This window comes from Helicobacter saguini, assembly GCF_000762875.2.
GTDB lineage: Bacteria > Campylobacterota > Campylobacteria > Campylobacterales > Helicobacteraceae > Helicobacter_A > Helicobacter_A saguini.
Genome location: NZ_JRMP02000019.1, coordinates 18788 through 38403, shown reverse-complemented (window position 1 = coordinate 38403; position 19616 = coordinate 18788). Strand labels below are relative to the sequence as shown.

Sequence of the window (19616 nt, the reverse complement as noted above, 5' to 3'; positions counted from 1 at the left end):
AAGAATTTTAACACTAAGGATAGTGCCATGATGCGTTCATTATATACTGCTACGACTGGGATGTTAGGGCAGCAATTACAGATTGATACGACTTCAAACAACATAGCCAACGTCAATACGACTGGCTACAAGCGACAAAGGGCTGAGTTCAACGACTTGTTTTATCAAGCGTTGCAGTTTGCAGGGACACAGACGAGTGAAACCACGCTCACACCGACAGGTATCGAGGTCGGCGTGGGTGTGCGAACTGGTGCGATTAATAGAATCTTTTCGCAAGGCAGCCCAAAAGAGACTGAAAATCCGCTTGATGTGGCGATTATGGGTAAGGGATTTTTCCCTATTCAGCTGCCTGATGGCAACATCGCTTATACGCGTAGCGGGAATTTTAAGCTTGATGACCAAGGAAATATCGTTACAAGCGAGGGCTATCTAGTGCAACCGCAAATCACCGTGCCACCTGAGGCGCAAAGTATCAATATCGGTGCGGATGGAACCGTGAGTGTTACTTTAGGTAACGATGGACAAGCGCAAGTGCTAGGGCAAATCGAGCTTGTGAATTTCATTAACCCCGCTGGTTTGCACGGGCTAGGCGACAACCTTTATATGAATACGAATGCTAGTGGTGCGCCTATTCAGGGCATTGCTGGGCAGGATGGCTTAGGGCAAATTAGGGCTGGTTTTTTAGAGCTAAGCAATGTGCGTTTGGTTAGTGAAATGACAGACTTGATTACTGGGCAGCGCGCGTATGAAGCAAACTCAAAAAGCATTCAAACCGCAGATTCTATGCTACAAACGGTAAATGGCTTGAAACGATAGAATCTAAATTAGTAGTCTAGACACTCCATTTTACATTCAAAATTAGACTTAAGAAGAGCTATAATGCAAGTTGAAGTGAAATTTTTAAAGTTGGATAAGGATGCTAAGATTCCCTTTTTTGCGAGTGAAGAAGCGGCTGGATTTGATTTTCATTCTTTAGAATCTATTGAAATTAAGGCTGGAAAATCCGCATTTATTCGCACGGGTTTAAGCGTGGAATTGCCGCAAGGTTATGAGCTGCAAGTGCGTTCACGTAGCGGTTTGGCACTCAAAAATAGCATTATGGTGCTAAATTCGCCTGGCACGATTGATAGCGATTATCGTGGGGAAATTAAGATTATTTTAATGAATTTTGGCGATGCTGATTTTAGCGTGAAAGTGGGCGATAGAATCGCACAAGGCGTGGTAAATAAACTCCCAAAAGTGATTATTAAAGAAGTAGATTCTATCAGCGAGACAAAACGCGGCACTAAGGGCTTTGGCAGCAGCGGCGTGTAGGGTTTTAAAAGGGGCATTTATGAAAAAGCGCAATATAGATTCATATACAAATGTGTATTTGCAAAATGACTATAATTTTGAGAATGTAATGGTGGAAATTAGGCGAAAAGAGGTGCTAAAATTTTTGCAGCAATACAAGGCTAAAAACGTGCTAGAAATAGGCTGTGGGCTGCATTCGCTTTTTAATTTTTATGAGGATTTTGAAAATTTTGTCGTGGTTGAGCCTTCAAGTGAATTTGCCAAAAAAGCATTGCAAGATTCTAAAAATTTACAAAATACAGAATCTAAAATTACCATTATAAACGATTTTATTGAAAATCATATACAAACCCTGCAAAATACGCACTTTGATTTTATTATTTTAAGCTCGCTTTTGCATGAGGTGATAAATCCAAAAGATTTTCTAAGTAAGATTCTAAAAGTTATGAAAAATGAAACTATTTTACATATAAATGTCCCAAATGCTAACTCTTTTCACTTACTTTGGGCGTATAAATCCGGGCTAATAAAAAAGCTAGGAAATCTCACAGAAAGGGCAAAATCGCTTCAACAAAATACAACTTTTACATTAGAATCTTTGCAAAATATGCTCTTAGAATCTGCTAAAATTTGCGAAAATATAGAATCTAAAATCAAGATTTTACAAAGCGGCTCATACTTTATAAAGCCCTTCAACCACGCTAAAATGCAAGAATGTCTAAAGCTAAACATAATAGATTCTAACCTTTTAAGTGGCTTAGAAAAAATGATAGAATATATGCCAAATCTTGGGGCTGAAATTTATATCAATGCCACGTTAAAATAAATGCTATAATTTCAATTTCAACCACAAAATAAGGCTTTAAAAATGGCAAAAAAGAAAATAAAAATGCGTATTGTAGATGATTATCGCCCCGATACAAAAGAAGATTTTTATAATAATTCACTGATAAAAAGTCTGCAAGAAAAATTTGACATTGAGTATAGTAGCAATCCTGATTTTATTATTTATTCACAAGAGGGCTTTAAGCATTTAAATTATGACTGCGTTAGAATTTTTTACACAGGTGAGAATATTCGGGCTGATTTTAATGTGGCGGATTATGCGATTGACTTTGATTATATGGACTTTGGCGATAGGCATTTGCGGCATACTTTATTTGACTATAAAAGTGTGGAAAAATCTCGCCCACTAAGTGATAGTAATATAGAATCTAAGAGTAAATTTTGCTGTATGTTGGCTAGTAATTGTATTAGCACTGCATCATTTCGTGGTATTTTTTTTGACAAGCTAAATGCGTATAAAAGGGTAGATTCAGGTGGGGCATATAAAAATAATATTGGGCATAGGATTGAAAATAAAATTGAGTGGCTAAAAGATTATACATTTAATATTTGCTTTGAAAACTCAAGCTATCCGGGATATTTAAGCGAAAAGTTAGCCGATGCTTTTATAGCAGGATGTGTGCCGATATACTGGGGCGATACAAGCCTTAGAGTAGGTGTAAAGCACACAGAGCCTTTAGATTCTATAGAATCTAATAAAGAAGATTCTATGGAATCTAGCATAAACGGGGGGGGGGGGGGTAATGCCTACTAAAGATTCTAACTATATCAAAAATCCAACCGACTTTTTAAAAGAAGCCCAGCTAAACCCTAGCATAACGCATAATCAATATATAGAATCTGATATCTCAATAGATATGCGAGTGCCTGTTATCCCGCAGCATTTAATCCCTTTTAAAGTTAATCCAGCCTCTTTCATAAATGCGCATAATTTCCCAGATTTAGACGCATTAGTAGAAGAAGTAAAGCGAGTAGATTCTAATCCAGAGCTAATCAAAAAAATGCTAAAAGAGCCAGCACTATTAGATATAAATTATAATGAGGCAAGGGATAGTATGCTGCATTTTATAGAATCTATTCTCTCACAAGAGCCAAAAAAGGCGTATAGGCGAGGCAAAGGAATGTTTATACAAGGCTATGTCAATGAACTCACACGCCTGCCAAAAATGCGTAACATCGGCAACCTACTTCGCTACTACAAACTAGCATTATTTATAGAAAAGATTCTATCACAGCGAATGTATTTGCGAAATAAGCTAAAACACTTACGCGAGAAATTTAAGAAGAAATAGAATCTAGATTCTATATTTCCTAACTTTTACACCAAAAACCTAGAAATATCGATATTTAGCTATCACATACGATATAGAGTAAAGTTATAATTATATATTACTTGATTCTAATATTTTTACCCATTCTTTTTTTAGTTTGTCTTGTAAAAGTTTGTTGTTGTTTGCGTGATATAGCTTGTTTATTTTTTTTAATTTAAATGGGAAAGTAAAAATATTTAGTGGATTTTTGTATAGATTTAAAATCTCTTGGCTTAGAACTAAATCATAAGAACGCAGAAAATATGATAAATTAGATTCTATATTTTTAGAATCTATATCGCTAAAATCAAGCTCTAAAGCCAAAAGTCTTTTATTTTCGTTGTAAATTTTAAATAGCGTAAATGGCAGTTTTAATTTATTAAAAAAGCCTTTTTTATGAATACGATTATAGAATCTATATGCTAGAAAATTATTTATCTCTTTTGGTGGAGTTTTCACATAATCGCTTTGCGAAACTTCTATTGCATTATCATTTAAATGCAAGATTTTAAGCGACCAAAAATCAATCATTTCCTTGCTTGGATAATAGATTCTAAGATTTTTACAATGCGTTGAAATAACATCACAAAAGCCCGAACGCATCGATATTACAAACCTGCAAATTAGACTTAAGGCTATTGCATCTTTTAAGCTAAGATTAAGATTTATTGCATACTTACTATCAAACTCTTTTTTGGTGCTATTTAATAGAATCTTATAGCCTAGATTGTGCAAAACCTTGCATTCATTTTCAAAAATTATTTGGCTTAGACTATCTATTGAGTTTGCTTCTGGCAAATACAAAATGATTTTTTCTAATGGAGCAATTTTGCTTAGTTTTAGTTTTAATTCGTCGCTTAAAAGTGGCATATTGCTAGGTTTTTGCATTATAGAATCTATTTCTAGTAAATTTATATAGCTTTGCTTTATATTATTTTGCAAAAGATTATGTTTATTTAGCGGATGAAAGTGAGCTGGGAAAATATGTCCCTTTGTGGGCGTAAGGCAAACTTTGCTACTTTGCATAATCTTAGCCACATCCATATCTTCTAAAATGATGTATTTATCGTAGTTAAAACACTCTAATACTGCTTTATGGCTGGGTTTTATGATGAATATGAGATTACCCCCCCCCCCCCCCCGTATGTTGTGTATATTTTTGCGTAATTGCATTACTAAAAGATAACAAAAAATAAGTATCGCCAAGCCCACACATACTTAAAAAATAGTAGTTTTTAGAATCTAGATTCTGTAATAAAGTTTCTAATGTTACATTTTGTTGCAATATGAAATTGTGCATAAAATTTTACCTTTAAACTTCACACCTCGCGGATGTCTTCTTCTGGTTTTTTGGTGTTTAGAATTAGGCTTATGATGCCTAAAATGGCGGCGATTAGGGATGCGATAAGAATTGAGATTTTTGCTAAATCTACGGCGGCTGGGCTTTTATAAGCTAGATTTGCCACAAACATTGACATCGTAAAGCCGATACCTGCTAAAAATCCAACCGATAAAATGTGCATATTTGTTAGCCCTTCAGGGCGTTTGGCAAGTTTTAGCTTCTCACTTAAAAGCGTAAATAAGAAAATACCGATAGGCTTACCTAGCACAAGCCCCAAAATCACGCCAAGCAAGATTCCATCAATGCCCCAGTCAAGCCCAGAATCTATGCTAACCCCAGCATTCGCAAAGGCAAAAAGCGGCACGATAAAATACGCATTTAGCGGCTGCAAAATAAACTCAATTCGCACAAGCGGATTTTGCGCATATTTTGAATACTTCGCAATCGTATCCAAAATCTCGACACGTTCGTGCTCTTCGTGCATATCAATCTCGCGCTGCATATCACTTTTACCAACGATAAAGTTTTTTACATTGCGATACGCACCGACAAAAAAGTCCTTAAAACCATGCAAGATTCTACCGATAAGATTTGTCTCCTCGATGCTCTCAGCACCCTCAAACTTCGCAAAGTCCGCACGTGTTTTAAAATAAAGCTTGTTATATGCTTCTTTCAATCCCAAATAACTATGACGTGAAATCTGGCTTTTGCCCGGAATTGTAAGGGCGAAAAGCACCGCACCAACGGTCGCATGCACGCCACTTAAAAAAAAGCAAGTCCAAAGCAAGATTCCAACGGCAAAATAAAGCGAAATATATTTAATATCAAGGTAGTTAAAAATAATTAGCACCACAAGCAAAATTAGTGCCAAATAGATAAAAACCCAGTTTATACTAGCGGTGTAAAATATCGCAATAACGCTTATCGCGCCCAAATCATCGGCAACAGCAAGGGTAACCAAAAAAATCTTAATCACATTTGGAATCCGCTTCCCAAGTAGCAAAATCACCCCCAAAGCAAACGCCGTATCCGTGCTCATCGCCACGCCAAAGCCATGCTGACTACCTGTGCCATAATTAAAATAAATATAAATTATGCTAGGGACAATTAGCCCACCTATCGCGCCAAATACAGAAAAACTAACCGACTTAAAGCCGGCAAGCTCGCCATAAAGCACCTCGCGTTTCATCTCTAAGCCAACCATAAGAAAGAAAAATGACATCAAAACGTCATTAATAAAATGCAGCAAACTAATGTGAATGGGGTTAAAACTGCCTATTTTAAAGTCCAAATATGTCTCAAAAACTTCGTTATAAATGACACTAAAATTACTATTAGCAATAATCATCGCCATCAAAACGCAAAAAAATAGCAGCACACCACCAAAAGACTCATGCGTAATAAAGTTTCGCAGGGTGTGGTTTGTATGATTTTTACTAACTTCTATTGCCATTATATTATAAATTTCCTAACTTTTTAATTCTCTAATTTTTTCTTTTTGCTCAGGGTAAATTAGAAACCCTTTTATGTCAATTTTAGATTCTATATCCTTAGAATTTTGCGGTTCAATCCCATTGTTATGGGAGTTTGAATTAGAATCTTTAAACATATTTTTTGCAAAATTTATGTAATTTTCTAGCTGTTCTTTATGTTCTTTTTCTAATTTAGAATCTAAATTGATTGTGCTTTTAAATTCTAAAATATAGAATTTATTACTATCATAAATTACAGAATCTATTCTTTTTGATGAAATTTTGCCATTGTTATTTTGCAAAAATGACAATTCGCATTTTACCAAAGAATTTTTAAAATTAAACTTTTGTATTAAATCTTTTTGAAATTCTTTGCTTAAAAAATCTTGCACATCGTTATAAATTTTTTCAATTTTTTCATTGCTAAGATAGAATCCATACTTTGAAAGCACGATATTTTCGGCGTTTTCGCGGCTTTGTTTGTATCCTAAAAGTAGCTCAAACATTAAGTGCATTGCTAAGCCATCAATTTGCTTTTGCTTCGTTTTGATATCTTGCAAGATTAAATCATTATTTTCCTCTTGCGTTTCAAATTCGCTTTGGAGACCGCTTGAAGTTATAATATTTGAAATAATTTCGGGGTCAATATTAGAATCTTCATTACTTTTGTTATTTTCGTTTAAAGTAGATTCTACATCTCCTTTAGAATCTGCGTTTGTTAAATTTAGTGTTGTGGCTAATGTTGATTTAGAATCTGCCACAATATAAAGTCCCATTTTAGCACGCGTGCAGGCGACATACATTACATTTAGCTCTTCTTTTTTATGTTTTTTTTCAGCTAAAAGTTTTAAATTTTCTAACTTTTTGCTTAAAAACTTATTGCGTTTAAGGCGAATGCTATCCAAATAGATTCCATTATATTCATAAAATAATTTATTTTTATCATCAAACTCGCCAACATCAACATATATCACAAAATCATACTCCAAACCCTTGCTTTTGTGGATTGTAAGCATTGTTATTGCGTGTTCTTTTGCGTGTGTGCTTGTCGCAGATTCTAAGATTTCTAGCAAGGATTCAAAGTCATTAATTTGTGGATTTTCACTTGCTATTTGCAATAAATTCATACAATCTTGCACATATTCTTTATTGTAAAGCTTGTAAGATTCAATAATGTTTTTTATTTTTCTAGCTAATGTATCTTTAGAATCTAAATCTACATTTATTTTTATATCATCGCTGTAAGAATTTCCCATTAATTTATTCAATATTTTTTGTTGCAATTTTTGAAAGTTTTTAAGGCTTAAAATTCTATAATTTATAGAATCTATATTTATAGAATCTTTAGAATCTGCATTTATTTCGCTTAATAATTCCTGCGTTTTAAAGCTATCTTTTAATATAGAATCTAAGTTTTTCTTACTAGATTCTAAATATTGTATTTTATTATGATATTTGATATATTTAAAGATACAAGCTATGATTTTTGTAATTTTTTGATTTGCTAGATTATCAGCATTTTCTAAGTTAAATTCAACATTACAGCCTTTATTTCTAGCAGATTCTATCATAGATTCTAATGTGACTTTTTTTCTAGCTACAATTAGAATATCGCTAGTTTTTACGCCTTTTTGTAATAAATATTCTAACTTTTTTAAAGCCACATTAACGCAGTTTTCCTTTATTTCTTTCGCACTCCCATTAGATTCTAAAATATCCACATTTACAAAACTTTCTTTAATTTTTTCATTCTTATAATTTGGCTTTTTTGCGTAATCTTCTGTGTAATCTTTAAAAATCTTACATTTAAATTCCGCATTTTCCTTTAATTTTTCATAAAAATTTTTATGCACAAAGTCAATAAGATTCTTACCACTGCGATAATTATCAGGCAGATTCTCAATATTTAAGCCAGCTTGCGAAGCCCTAAAAACTTCGCTACTAGCCCCGCGAAACGCATACAAACTCTGCTTAGAATCTCCCACAAAAAACAGGCTTTTCCCACTATCTTGGCTCTTAAATTCATCAAAAAGCGGCTTAAAGATTCTATACTGAATAATGCTTGTATCCTGACACTCATCAAACAAAATATGCGAAATATTAGAATCTAGCCGAAAATAAAAATAATCCGCATTAAAATCTTTAGAATCTGCCTTAGAATCTGCACTCAAACGATTTGTAATAATATCAAAAACTTTGTGTTCTACATCTTTAAAAGTTAGATTATTTGTAAGTTTTTGGTTAGATTCTATCGTATTTTTATAATATTCTATAAGTGCGTGAATAGTTTGTAATTTTAAAGATTCTAAATAAGTTTCATAAATTATACATAAATCATTTAGTGTTTTACTTTCAAAATCAATACTTTGTCTAATTGCAGAATCTTTTATACTTTTGTCAATATGTCCGTGATTACTGCCACTATTTATTAAGGTTAGAATCTTATTATAATCATAACTTTTTAAGTTATTTATTATCTTTTCTATATTTTTATTTGGCTTTGTATTGATAAAATCTTGCAAAATTTTAGCTAGATTTTCCATAGATTCCATCATTTTATTTTTTATAGAATCTATATCGTTTTCAGCGAAATTAAAACCATTTTTCTCTATCAAATCTTTAGAATCTTCCAAAATATATTTACTACTCAACTTCTTATCAAAGTCCCTAGAATCCTTAAACTCAAGCGACTTATCATACAATTCTTCTAGCATATTTTCTAGATTCAATGTGTTTTTATAGCCACCATCTTGCAATTTCAAATCCAAATCTTGCTGTAAAAATCGCATAATCGTAATAAATTTAGAATCTAAATACGCCTTTTTCAAAAAATCATTAAAATTGTGTGCATTTACGTCGATTTCAAAATCCTTATTCATACCGATAAAAAACGCAAATTTCCGCAAAAGCATATTAAAAAACGCATCAATTGTGCTAATTTTTTTATCCGCACTTAAAAAGTCAAAATACACTTTTTCAATGTTAGCTTTTATGTAACTTTCACTTAGATTATATTCGGCTTTTTCTAACTCTTTTAGAATCTTTTCCTTATTTTCAATCTGCTTAGAATCTAGCGCACTTTTACCCTTGCTAAAATACAAATACAAGGCATACAAATAGTTTGTAATGCGGCTTTTCATCTCATTTGCCGCCTTATTTGTAAAGGTAATGGTTAGAATCTCACTCGCACTCGCCCCATTTAAAAGCAGCGAAATATAGCGACTACAAAGCTTAAAAGTCTTCCCACTCCCAGCTGAGGCATTATAAAATGTATGCCTAAACCTCACATTATTAGACTCCATATTTTTCCCCTTAAAAATTGTAAATTATCAAAATGATGATTAAGTCATATGAAATTTTATATAAAGAAAACTTTATTTTCAAGTTTTTATTTAAACTTCGCTTTTTTAGAATCTTCTACGGATTGTTTTGCGATTTGGGCTAGTTCTAGGGCTACTTGCGTGTTTTCTTGCACCATAGTATTGCTTTGCTCATTCATAGATTCTAAGTTGCTTATGCTTTCATTTGTGCTACTTATCTCGCTTGTTTGCGAACTTATAGAATCTGTTATTTCATTTATTGACTGCGTTAGGACGTTTATGTTTGCCTCGATTTCATTTAGCGATTTGCCTGTGCGTTCGGCTAACTTTCTCACTTCATCAGCTACTACTGCAAAGCCACGTCCGTGCTCTCCAGCCCTTGCGGCTTCAATAGCGGCGTTTAAAGCCAACAAATTCGTCTGGTCAGCGATGTCTTTTATAATATTTATCACATTTTTTATATCTTCGCTTTGCCCTAAAATCTCATGCGTCCTATCATTAATATTATTCATAGAATCTGTTAAGCCATTTAAAAGCTGGGTTACGCCATGCAACGCACTTGACTGCTCACTTGAAATCTCGGCTAACTTCTGCATAGAATCTTTTAAAATCTGGCTTTTAGATTCTAAGCTTATCCCAACATCCATTTGAGATTGCAAAATCTTACACACCCATTCGCCCACATGATTTACCCCATCAATTAGAAACTTAACCGTGCCGCTCACATCTGCGGTATCAGCGCGGTTTGTAAAGTCATTTTTAAGATAGCTATTTAGCACATTGCCGACCTTATTGATATTCCCACGGATAGAATCTAGTAGCTCGTTTAATAGCGTCTCAAGTTCAATCAGCTTAGGATTATTCGGCGACTTGTCAATCTTATTATTCAAATGCCCGCTACTAGCGCGTTTCACCACTTCAGTAGTCTGGCTAATCATCGCTTCATCTTTTTTCAGCCCCGTGCTAACCTTTTGTATCTGTGCGTTAAAAATACGCGCAATATCGCCAAACTCATCGCGTGAATTAATATCTATAGGATTTATAGAATCTTTTTCATTATTAATATACGCACAAAATGAGACGACCTCTTCGCCGATTTTCTTAAGCGGCTTTACAATGCTTTGGATAATGATAAGCGAACAAATGCTAAACACAATGAGCGACACGATAAGTAGTGCCACCATCACCTGCCCGATAAAGCTAAAGGCGTCATTTGTCTGCGTATTTAGCGTGTTTGCAAAGTCAAAAAGCATATCGCTAGATTCTTTACGCATTTGCGCGTTGCGTTTGGCGTAGTTATCCATACCGCTTACGCCTTGCTGCTGGCTGGCGTTTTGGCGGGCTATCATCGTCTCATTCAAAGCGTCTTTATAGTCGCTAAAAGCCTTAGTGACCTTGCTTAGATTTGCCCTGTCAGTGTCTTCCCAAAAAGTAGATTCTAACGCCTTTAAATCGCTAAGCATAGAATCTAGCGTGGCGATAAACTCTTTATAAGCTTGCTGGTTGCGATTATTTTGATAGAAAAGCTGTCCGCCGCGAAGGAATTTTATTTGAATCTGCGTTAGCTTTTCATTTTGCTCTAGGCGTTTTGATGCCTTATCGCTCTCGCTTTTAAAGATTCCATACACCGCCAAAAATATCACGATAAACGCCACAGGAAACAATATCAAACGCAGCCGCACACTCAAATTACTAAGCAAAGACATTTTTCTCTCCTACTTGCCTTTTTGGATTTATAATATTATAACAAAGTTTGAAATTAAGTTTTGAAAAAAATGTTGGAAAAATGTAAAAAGGCTTGCGGAATATTTCTAAAATTCTTTAATAATAAGATAAAATTCTTTGCAAAAATTTTTTAAGGAAGAAAAAATGTTAAAAAAAGTTATAGTTTTTCTAAGTTTGTTTGTTATGCTTTTGTGCGGAAAAGATTCTATAAATGGAAAAGATTCTATAAGCACAAAAGATTCTATAAATTTAAGCCAAGATTCCATAGAATCTAATAACGAAAAAAGCCAAAATTTTATAGAATCTATTAGCGATAAAGACTTAGATTCTATGGATGCTGCTAGCCTTAGCGAACTTATCGCAAGTCAGTTTTACACACTAAATTTTGACAGCAAAAACCCACATAAAAAGATAAATCACGCCAAAGGATTTTGCTCTAGTGGTGAATTTGCACCGAGAAAAAATATTACGCAAGATTTTGACATTCCTATGCTAAAAGAAAAAAACATCCCCGCTCTGGTGCGGTTTTCACTTAGTGGTGGCGATTTGAATGCGAGTGATAAAAGCAAAATTCGCTCAATGGCGTTAAAGCTCACAGGCACTGAAAGCTGGGACATTGTGATGACAAATGCTGAGATTAATTTTATTAATAAGCCGCAGGATTTATCGCGTTTTTTGGCGATAAAAATTGATGAAAAGCAGGGCAAAATTAGCGCGACTGAAGCCGCAAATCGCATTAAAAATATAGAATCTATCGCGCGATTTCAAAGCTATGAAAAGCGTGTGCCGCTTACTTCTAGCTATTCGCAGGCGAGTTTCCATAGCGCACACGCCTTTTATTTTAGGAATAAAAAGGGCGAATTTGTGGCTGCTAGGCTTAAGTTTGTGCCTTTAAATTCTAAAGATTCTAAGGGCATTTCGCAGGGCGAATTTGACAAACTTAGCAATGATTTTTTAGAATCTAATTTCAAAAATGAGCTAAAAAAGGGCGAAATTTCCTTTAAATTTATGCTTGTTCTGGCTAGTATTAACGATGATATTAACGATATTAACGCACTTTGGAGCGGGTTGCATAAAGAAATTGAAGTAGGAATCTTACGCATTAAAAAGTATGAAGGCAAGGGCTGCAATGGCGATGTTTTTATGCCAAATATTTTGCCAGAAGGCGTGGGTGAGCCAAGCGACCCCGTGTTTTTGGTGCGAAATCTTGTGTATGCTTTAACTTTTGCACGTAGGCAGTAGTTAGATTCTAAATCTTGCTTTCTAAGTATTCCTCATAAGTGCCGTGGAAGTCGGTTATTTTAACGCCTTTAGAATGTTTAGAAATTTTGGAATCTTTGGAAACGCCCTTAGATTCTATGGAATCTTTAGCGTGTTTAGAATCTTTAGATTCTATAGAATCTACTTCGCTAAGTTCTATGATTCTATTTGCAAAGGAGTCGATTAGCTCTCTATCGTGGCTTACGCAGATTATGCCGCCTTGATAGTTATAAAGGGCTTCGCCAAGTGCTATGATTGCTTCTAAGTCTAGGTGGTTTGTTGGCTCATCTAAGATTAAAAAGTTATTTTTTAAAATCATTAGTTTTGAAAGCATAATGCGGTGTTTTTCGCCCCCGCTTAGTGCGCCCACGCTCTTTTCTTGCTCCTCACCACTAAAAAGCATTCTACCAAGACTCGTGCGTATCTCATTAGAATCTATGCTCTTATCAAAGGCTCTTAGCCACTCATAAAGGCTAGAATCTCCCTTAATAATCTCGCTAGTATCCTGCGGAAAATAGCCCATCTCAATAGTCGCCCCCCACTTTACCACGCCAGAATCTGGCGACATAGATTCACTTAGAATCTTGCAAAGTGTGCTTTTGCCAACGCCATTTGCACCGATGAGCGCGATTTTATCCCCGGGCTTTATCATTAAATCCACGCCACTAAAAATCACCTTATCACCATACGCGTGGCTTAGATTCTCAACTGACAACACTTCATTGCCGATATTTCGCTTTATCTTAAAATTTATGCTAGGCTCGCGGCGACTTGAAACCTTTAAAGATTCCACATTTAGCTTATCTAGCTGCTTTTGGCGGCTTGTGGCTTGACGCGCCTTACTCGCATTCGCACCAAAACGCCTTATAAAATCCTCAAGCTCCGCCTTTTCCTTTAGCTTTTTGCTTCGCTCCATTTCCTGCTGTTTTGCAATCAAATTTGACGCGATATACCAGTCATCATAATTGCCGCTAAACTCACGCAAAGTTTTAAAATCAAGGTCTAAAATATGCGTGCAAACCGCGTTTATAAAGTGCCTATCATGCGAAATCACAACAAGCGTTCCTTCGTGCTTTTTAAGGTTATTTTCAAGCCACGCGATAGAATCTAAATCAAGGTTATTTGTCGGCTCATCAAGCAGCAAAATATCAGGCTTTGGAAATAGCACTTGGGCTAGTAAAATCTTAAATTTATCCCCGCCGGTAAGCGTTTTCATTAGCTCATTATGCGTGTCAGCTACAAAGCCTAAATCCTCCAAAATCTTTTCAATCACCACATCGCACTCATACATCGGGTCTTCTTCTACGCAAATCATTTCTAATTCGCTTAGTCTTTCATTTACTTTATCATCGCTTAAATCGGCTTCTGCATATAGTTTTTCTTTTTCTTTTATAGCATCATAAAGCCGCTTATTACCGATTAGCACGGCATCTTTAAGGCTTAAATCCTCAAATGCGTATTGATTTTGACTTAAAACACCCATTTTTAGATTAGATTCTATGCTAATATCGCCGCTACTTGGCTCAATCTCTTTACTTAGAATCTTAAGAAATGTGCTTTTTCCCGCACCATTTGCCCCGATTAGCCCATAGCGTTTGCCCTTGTCTAGCTTTAGATTTATATCCTCAAATAGCGTCTTGCTCGCGTATTTCATACTGATATTTGTCGCCTGTAACATACATTATCCTTTTTTTAACGTTGAAATTATAGAATCTTTAAGTCAAAATTGTATATAAAAGGTGCGAAAATGTTGCAGTATGTTGTTGATAGTTTTAGTGATAGAATCTTTGGTGGGAATCCCGCTGCGGTGGTGGTTTGCGATAGAATTTTGAATGATTGTATAATGCAAAAAATTGCAATTGAGAATAATTTGAGTGAGAGTGCGTTTTTGTTTGTGGGGGAAGATTCTAAGGATTTGGGGGCTAATTTGCGGAATCTAGATTCTAAGAATATAGCGGATTTTAAGGCGTTAGAAGATTCTAAAAATACCTTTGAATTGCGGTTTTTTACGCCAAAAAATGAGATTGATTTGTGCGGTCATGCGACTTTGGCGAGTAGCTTTGTGGTGATGAATTTGCTTAAGAGCGGCTTAAATAAAGTGCATTTTAGGACAAAGGGCGGGCTTTTGAGCGTGAGTAAAAAACATTTTAACAATAAAGAATTATTTGAAATGGATTTCCCTATTTTTGAAATGAGTGAAGTGGCTGAAATGACGCAAATTAGGGAAGCTTTAAAGCCTTTGAAAGTGCTAAAAGTGCTAAAGGGTCGTGATTTGCTCTGCATTGTGGATAATGCTTTGGATGTGATAGAATTTGTGCCAGATTTGGGCAAAATTGCAAAGCTAGATGGGCTGCTTTTGCATATTAGCGCGAGTTTGGATTCTCAAAATTATATGGAATCTAAGTTGCAAGATTCTATAGAATTTAATAATAAAGATTCTAAAATTTTGGGAAATTCTAATTTAGATTCTAAAAATCTTTTAACCGAGCTAAAAAATAAAAAAGTAGATTGCATTTCACGCACTTTCGCGCCAAAATGTGGGGTAAGCGAAGACCCTGTATGTGGAAGCGGACACTGCCATATCGCGCCATTTTGGGCGAAAATCTTAGATAAAGATTGCATAATTGCCTATCAAGCAAGCAGCCGCGGTGGCTATCTTTATACAAAAATGCTTTGGGCAGATTCTAAAGATTCCATAGATTTCATAGAATCTAACTTGCAAGATTCTAAAACCTTTATGGAATCTAAACAAAATAGAATCTTAATCTCTGGCGAAGCCACCCTTTTTAGCAAAGCCGAAATTTTTATTTAGCAAGATTACAAACATTAGATTCTATATTTTGATATAATTTTGCATTTAAATTACAATAAGGGGAATATATGACTATCAAAGAATACTTGCAAAAAGCAAAAGATGATGATGATTTTTCACCCGGCTGGGAGGCGATTGATAAGGCGTTTGGACAAATTTATGGCGACCAAAAGCCAAAGCACTACGCGACAAATCTAAAAACGCGCGCAAATCTAGGCGGCGACCAATATCTCGATGGCTACAGCATTTATACTAGCCCGCATGGCTATCAGCACATCGTGACTTACGGAATGAGCGAGCTTTACGCAAATGAGGAGAGCTTTGGTGGGGCGTGGAGTGGCTGGGGGTATGAGATGACTTTTAAGCTAGCAGAACGCGATAGCAAGGCGTGTTTGTGGGCGTTAAACACATTAGCCAACCTTGCGTTTTTTACGAATACGCAAAGTAGCCACCTTGAAAATCTGCAGTTTATCGTAGGTGATGGGAAAAGCATTGATAGAAGCACAGATTCTAAGATTACAGGACTAATTATCACTTATGATACTGAGGTAAAAAGTGTGGAGACATTGCATGGGAGGCTTGATTTTATGCAGCTAGTTGGCATAACGCAAAAAGAACTTGAGTGGATAACGCAGTTTCAAAATCTAGAAGAAAATAAGCAAAAAATTCAAGAATTAATATACAAAATGCAAGATGATAATCCATATTTAGTAACTGATATGAAACGCGAAAAAAGTTATGTTTAGAATCTAAGCCTACTCAACCTTTACCCTTGCGATAAGGTAAGGGCGTTTGCGTAAATCAACGCCGTTATTAAAGGCAGCAAGGCGATTCCACTGCCCTAAAGTCACATACAAATAGCCATTTGCGTAAGCCAAACCATCAGGCCAGCCCATCCTAGAATCCGCCACCAGCGTGCTATAAACGCCCTGCCTATCGCGTTTTACCAAGGCTAGCTGCTCAAACGCGCTAAAATAAATATTCCCATTAGAATCTTCGCTCAAACCATCGCACGCAGGACGCTCGCCGTGGTATTTCACCGCCTTTTGTATCGCACTCTCGCTCACACTAAAATCGCTAAGCAAGCGCGACTCAACACTATAAAGCCCACGCCCACTTAGCGCGGTGTAATACACACGCCCATCACTCAAAGCAATGCCATCCGCCCCGCCGATAGGAAACCGCGGATTTGCCTTGCTAAAAGTGTGCGGCTGCCCTTCCAAAAACGCCATAAAATTCTCGTCATTTTTCGTGCTTTCGTGATTAATTAGAATCTCGCGCCACACGCCACTTTCAATATCCACGACAAACAGGCTAGGGGTCATCCCAAAGGATGAATTTGTGATAAAAGCCACGCCTTTTTTGCCCACGTTTTTATCCACACGTAAATCATTCAAATGCACATCATCACGCACGGGAAGTGCGATATTTGCGATGATTTTTTTTGTTTTTATATCAATGCCAACAAGTTTCGCCGCCCCATTTGGAATCTCTTTTATGCCACTGCGTTTGCCATCATCGATAATCCACAAATTATCATCGCTATCAAAAGTAATGCCATGCGGGGAAACAAGCCAAGTATTAAAGTTAGATTCTATGTTACTTTTTTGATTAAAAGTTTTAGAATCTATAACTTGTGTTTGGTTGATTGTTTTAGAATCTGTGGAGTTTGAGCTTTTAGATTCTATGGAATTTGCAATCGAAGTTTTTTGCTCTAAAGTTATAGAATCTGTAACTTCTTGCGTGGAACTTTTTTCTTGTAAAGTTTTAGATTCTATAACTTGTTTTGAGTTAGTGGTTTTAGATTCTATAACTTCTGGCGGATAAACAAACTCGCGATTTGGAAAGGGGATAAACTCACCATTTACAAGCTCTGCTAGGGCAAACTCGCTATGATTATCCGCATGTCTAGGAAAGCTAACAAAAATGCGATTATCGCTACTCACCGCAATGCCAGACATATCAGGCAGCGGCTCATTTAGCGCTGCAATAATCTCTAGCTTAGGACTTTCTTTTTGCGTGGCAAAACCATTTGCGGGGATTTTAGATTCTATATTTTGCGTGGAATTTGCGGATTTTGTATTAGATTCTATATTAGAATTTCTTTTAGAATCTAGTTTAGAATCTTGCGTAATTTGCACCTTAGATTCTATATTAGAATCCACTTTAGAATCTTGCGCAGATTCTGTGTTAGAATCGTTAGCATTATCACAGCCTATAAATATCGCAAATATCGCCATAAAAACATATTTTACACATTTCATATTCTCACCTTTTTTTATATTCACAGGTGATAATTTTACTATTTTTTTGTAAATTGTATTTTTATAGAATCTGGATTGTATATTTTATAGTTTTTTTGGAAATAGATTCTATAATTTGTAATGTCTGGGTTTGGTTTTGTAAATATTTGAAATTTTATTGACATATTTGATTTTTTATGATATAATATTTTTTTTTTTTGTTACTTAAGAGTTTATCAAAATTATCAAAAGGAGAAAAAATGTGGGGTGAGCAAAGGTTTTTTTTAAAGAGTTTTCAGGGGCTTTTTAAGTCGAAAAAGTGGCAGGATTTAAAATCGTATTTTTTAGATTCTTTACTCAATCTAAAATTGCAGGATTTGCGAGTTTTCTTTTTAGATTCTAAGAATTTAGTGAATCTAAAATGGCAGAGTTTAAAGTGTGTTTTTTTAGATTCTAAGCATTCATTGAAACTAGTTCAAAATAAAGATTCTAAGAAATTACAGAATCTAGATTCTATAAATTCACAGAATCTAAGAAATCACAAAATAGATTCAAAAGATTCCAAAAATGAGATTCAGAATCTAAAATTAGATTCTATAAACAAAACACAAAATTTGCAAAAGGCGTTTGGGTGCGATAAAGATTCTAAAATTGATTTAGTGAATCTAAAGGCGGATTCTAAAAATTCACAGAATCTAAATGGCGAGTTTCTACAAAATAAAGATTCTAAAAATTTATGGAATCTAAAATCGTGGAAGTTGGGAATTAAGTCCATAAATTCTAAGATTTCATTGAATCTAGTTTATGACAAAGATTCTAAGAAATTACAGAATCTAAATTACAAATTAGATTCTAAAGATTTAACGCTAAAGGAAAACAAGGCAGATTTTATAAGCAAAATACAGAATCTAGATTCTATAAATTCACAGAATCTAAGAAATCACAAAATAGATTCTAAAGATTCTATAAATAACAATTTAGTGAATCTAAATCACAAATTAGATTCTAAGAAATTACAGAATCTAAATCACAAATTAGATTCTAAGAAACCACAGAATCTAAAAAAAGATTCTAAGAAACCACAGAATCTAAACACCCTTATACTAACCCTATTTCTTACGCTAAGTTTTACCAACACCGCGTATGCGTTAAAAGAGAGTGAAAGTGGGCAAAGAAATGGCTATGTGGGCAATTTTATTTTAGGCTTTGACTATCTCCATCAAGCAAATAACGCATCCCTTTTTTCCACGCCAAATAATAATAATGCCTTGCTTAGCGGCGTGCGAAGTAGCATAGGCGCGGATGTTGGGTGGAATTTCTATGATTATGTCAAATTAGAGTTTAATATCTTGGCTGGATTTGCCCCTACGCGTGTGAATGGGAATTTTCTAAGCGGCTTTGATACTAACATCCTAAATCCAAACTACACAATTAAAGATATTGTTTATTTTAATATGAATATGGGCGGAAAAATCGGCTACAACCTTAGCTCGATTACTAAAAACTTTAGCCACGCGATATTTCTTAATCTTGGCGTAAGCTTTAATAGCGATACTTACGGCAGTGCAGTGATTTATGACGTGGTTGATAATGTGTTATTTTTGGAGATTGAAGGGAGTAAGAAGCTACCAAATCGATTTCGCCTTGAGTATGCGGGACGCATAGGCTTTAATGCTGGCACTCTAGCTATTACAGGCGATATAGGTAGCTATGCTAGAAATGCAAATAATGCCTTTAGTGGATATAGTCTCTTATGCTCTCTTGGCTTTTCATATCGCTTAGGCGATAGCTATAATATCGCCTTTTTTATGCGGCTAAATGTGCTGTATAGATATGTGGGTGGGGAGAAAAGCTCACGTGTGGTTACCACTCCAGCAGATAATACGGATAATGGGCTTTTTTTAGCAGGTGTTAGTAGCAATGTAACTTATCCTGCTACGCACTTGCTTTATAGCGGTGTGCATTTTGGATTTAAGTTTTAAAGGGGGTGGAT

16 protein-coding genes are annotated in these 19616 nt (G+C 35.3%); 9 read left to right on the top strand and 7 right to left on the bottom strand.

The features are described 5' to 3' along the window. The first annotated feature begins 27 nt into the window (after positions 1–27). The 5 genes from flgG (at position 28) to LS64_RS10150 (ending at position 3431) form a co-directional block, all read left to right on the top strand. On the top strand, positions 28–816 hold the full coding sequence (flgG, locus tag LS64_RS10170) for a flagellar basal-body rod protein FlgG (RefSeq protein ID WP_034571811.1): 789 nt from the start codon (positions 28–30) through the stop codon (positions 814–816). Between the two features lie 63 nt (positions 817–879). Then, complete coding sequence (gene dut, locus LS64_RS10165; RefSeq protein WP_034571807.1) at positions 880–1314, top strand: dUTP diphosphatase; 435 nt, start codon at positions 880–882, stop codon at positions 1312–1314. 19 nt (positions 1315–1333) lie between these two features. After that, positions 1334–2119 (top strand): class I SAM-dependent methyltransferase, encoded by a 786-nt coding sequence (locus tag LS64_RS10160; RefSeq protein WP_237416241.1) that lies wholly within the window; start codon positions 1334–1336, stop codon positions 2117–2119. A 42-nt stretch (positions 2120–2161) separates the two neighbouring features. After that, positions 2162–2893 carry a glycosyltransferase family 10 domain-containing protein gene (locus LS64_RS10155; protein WP_237416240.1) on the top strand — a complete coding sequence of 244 codons (732 nt, stop codon included), beginning with the start codon at positions 2162–2164 and terminating at the stop codon, positions 2891–2893. Beyond that, complete coding sequence (locus tag LS64_RS10150) at positions 2883–3431, top strand: hypothetical protein (RefSeq protein ID WP_034571605.1); 549 nt, start codon at positions 2883–2885, stop codon at positions 3429–3431. The genes LS64_RS10155 and LS64_RS10150 overlap by 11 nt, the downstream gene beginning before the upstream one ends. A gap of 90 nt (positions 3432–3521) precedes the next feature. Here the strand turns inward: LS64_RS10150 and LS64_RS10145 are convergent, their stop codons facing one another. The 5 genes from LS64_RS10145 to LS64_RS13700 all read right to left on the bottom strand — a co-directional run bounded on the left by LS64_RS10145 (position 3522) and on the right by LS64_RS13700 (position 11289). Next, positions 3522–4622, bottom strand: a complete 1101-nt coding sequence (locus LS64_RS10145) for a hypothetical protein (RefSeq protein WP_138127331.1) — start codon at positions 4620–4622, stop codon at positions 3522–3524. Next, the gene (locus LS64_RS12545; RefSeq protein WP_160662245.1) at positions 4573–4749 is read right to left on the bottom strand and encodes a hypothetical protein; all 177 of its coding nucleotides are present in this window, start codon (positions 4747–4749) and stop codon (positions 4573–4575) included. The genes LS64_RS10145 and LS64_RS12545 overlap by 50 nt, the downstream gene beginning before the upstream one ends. Positions 4750–4768: 19 nt before the next feature. Continuing rightward, entirely contained in the window at positions 4769–6244 is a 1476-nt protein-coding gene (nhaA, locus tag LS64_RS10140) for a Na+/H+ antiporter NhaA (RefSeq protein ID WP_034571596.1), read from the bottom strand. Between the two features lie 15 nt (positions 6245–6259). Continuing rightward, positions 6260–9565, bottom strand: a complete 3306-nt coding sequence (locus LS64_RS10135) for a UvrD-helicase domain-containing protein (RefSeq protein WP_034571593.1) — start codon at positions 9563–9565, stop codon at positions 6260–6262. Between the two features lie 86 nt (positions 9566–9651). Beyond that, a complete protein-coding gene (locus LS64_RS13700; RefSeq protein WP_138127329.1) occupies positions 9652–11289 on the bottom strand; it encodes a methyl-accepting chemotaxis protein in 1638 nt (545 codons plus the stop codon). A gap of 163 nt (positions 11290–11452) precedes the next feature. Between LS64_RS13700 and LS64_RS10125 the strand changes: the two genes are divergently transcribed. Further along, positions 11453–12550 (top strand): catalase, encoded by a 1098-nt coding sequence (locus tag LS64_RS10125; protein WP_052062459.1) that lies wholly within the window; start codon positions 11453–11455, stop codon positions 12548–12550. 7 nt (positions 12551–12557) lie between these two features. Here LS64_RS10125 and LS64_RS10120 read toward each other — a convergent pair whose 3' ends face one another. Further along, entirely contained in the window at positions 12558–14246 is a 1689-nt protein-coding gene (locus tag LS64_RS10120; RefSeq protein ID WP_034571590.1) for an ABC-F family ATP-binding cassette domain-containing protein, read from the bottom strand. Between the two features lie 69 nt (positions 14247–14315). Between LS64_RS10120 and LS64_RS10115 the strand changes: the two genes are divergently transcribed. Continuing rightward, positions 14316–15380 carry a PhzF family phenazine biosynthesis protein gene (locus LS64_RS10115; protein WP_052062458.1) on the top strand — a complete coding sequence of 355 codons (1065 nt, stop codon included), beginning with the start codon at positions 14316–14318 and terminating at the stop codon, positions 15378–15380. A gap of 68 nt (positions 15381–15448) precedes the next feature. Then, a complete protein-coding gene (locus LS64_RS10110; protein WP_034571588.1) occupies positions 15449–16126 on the top strand; it encodes a suppressor of fused domain protein in 678 nt (225 codons plus the stop codon). Between the two features lie 9 nt (positions 16127–16135). Here the strand turns inward: LS64_RS10110 and LS64_RS10105 are convergent, their stop codons facing one another. Further along, positions 16136–17644: an L-dopachrome tautomerase-related protein gene (locus LS64_RS10105; protein WP_052062457.1), complete on the bottom strand. Its 1509-nt coding sequence runs from the start codon at positions 17642–17644 to the stop codon at positions 16136–16138. Between the two features lie 239 nt (positions 17645–17883). Here LS64_RS10105 and LS64_RS10100 point away from each other — a divergent pair, with 239 nt between their 5' ends. Further along, on the top strand, positions 17884–19605 hold the full coding sequence (locus LS64_RS10100; protein ID WP_118988387.1) for a hypothetical protein: 1722 nt from the start codon (positions 17884–17886) through the stop codon (positions 19603–19605). Positions 19606–19616: the final 11 nt, after the last annotated feature.

What these genes read in the sequence shown, in the direction of transcription:
- nhaA (WP_034571596.1), bottom strand. Translation starts at nt 6,244, where the DNA reads ATGGCAATAGAAGTTAGTAAAAATCATACAAACCACACCCTGCGAAAC.
- dut (WP_034571807.1), top strand. Translation starts at nt 880, where the DNA reads ATGCAAGTTGAAGTGAAATTTTTAAAGTTGGATAAGGATGCTAAGATT.
- LS64_RS10105 (WP_052062457.1), bottom strand. Translation starts at nt 17,644, where the DNA reads ATGAAATGTGTAAAATATGTTTTTATGGCGATATTTGCGATATTTATA.
- LS64_RS10110 (WP_034571588.1), top strand. Translation starts at nt 15,449, where the DNA reads ATGACTATCAAAGAATACTTGCAAAAAGCAAAAGATGATGATGATTTT.
- LS64_RS10135 (WP_034571593.1), bottom strand. Translation starts at nt 9,565, where the DNA reads ATGGAGTCTAATAATGTGAGGTTTAGGCATACATTTTATAATGCCTCA.
- LS64_RS13700 (WP_138127329.1), bottom strand. Translation starts at nt 11,289, where the DNA reads ATGTCTTTGCTTAGTAATTTGAGTGTGCGGCTGCGTTTGATATTGTTT.
- LS64_RS10155 (WP_237416240.1), top strand. Translation starts at nt 2,162, where the DNA reads ATGGCAAAAAAGAAAATAAAAATGCGTATTGTAGATGATTATCGCCCC.
- LS64_RS10150 (WP_034571605.1), top strand. Translation starts at nt 2,883, where the DNA reads ATGCCTACTAAAGATTCTAACTATATCAAAAATCCAACCGACTTTTTA.
- LS64_RS10100 (WP_118988387.1), top strand. Translation starts at nt 17,884, where the DNA reads ATGTGGGGTGAGCAAAGGTTTTTTTTAAAGAGTTTTCAGGGGCTTTTT.
- LS64_RS12545 (WP_160662245.1), bottom strand. Translation starts at nt 4,749, where the DNA reads ATGCACAATTTCATATTGCAACAAAATGTAACATTAGAAACTTTATTA.
- LS64_RS10145 (WP_138127331.1), bottom strand. Translation starts at nt 4,622, where the DNA reads ATGCAATTACGCAAAAATATACACAACATACGGGGGGGGGGGGGGGGT.
- LS64_RS10160 (WP_237416241.1), top strand. Translation starts at nt 1,334, where the DNA reads ATGAAAAAGCGCAATATAGATTCATATACAAATGTGTATTTGCAAAAT.
- LS64_RS10125 (WP_052062459.1), top strand. Translation starts at nt 11,453, where the DNA reads ATGTTAAAAAAAGTTATAGTTTTTCTAAGTTTGTTTGTTATGCTTTTG.
- flgG (WP_034571811.1), top strand. Translation starts at nt 28, where the DNA reads ATGATGCGTTCATTATATACTGCTACGACTGGGATGTTAGGGCAGCAA.
- LS64_RS10115 (WP_052062458.1), top strand. Translation starts at nt 14,316, where the DNA reads ATGTTGCAGTATGTTGTTGATAGTTTTAGTGATAGAATCTTTGGTGGG.
- LS64_RS10120 (WP_034571590.1), bottom strand. Translation starts at nt 14,246, where the DNA reads ATGTTACAGGCGACAAATATCAGTATGAAATACGCGAGCAAGACGCTA.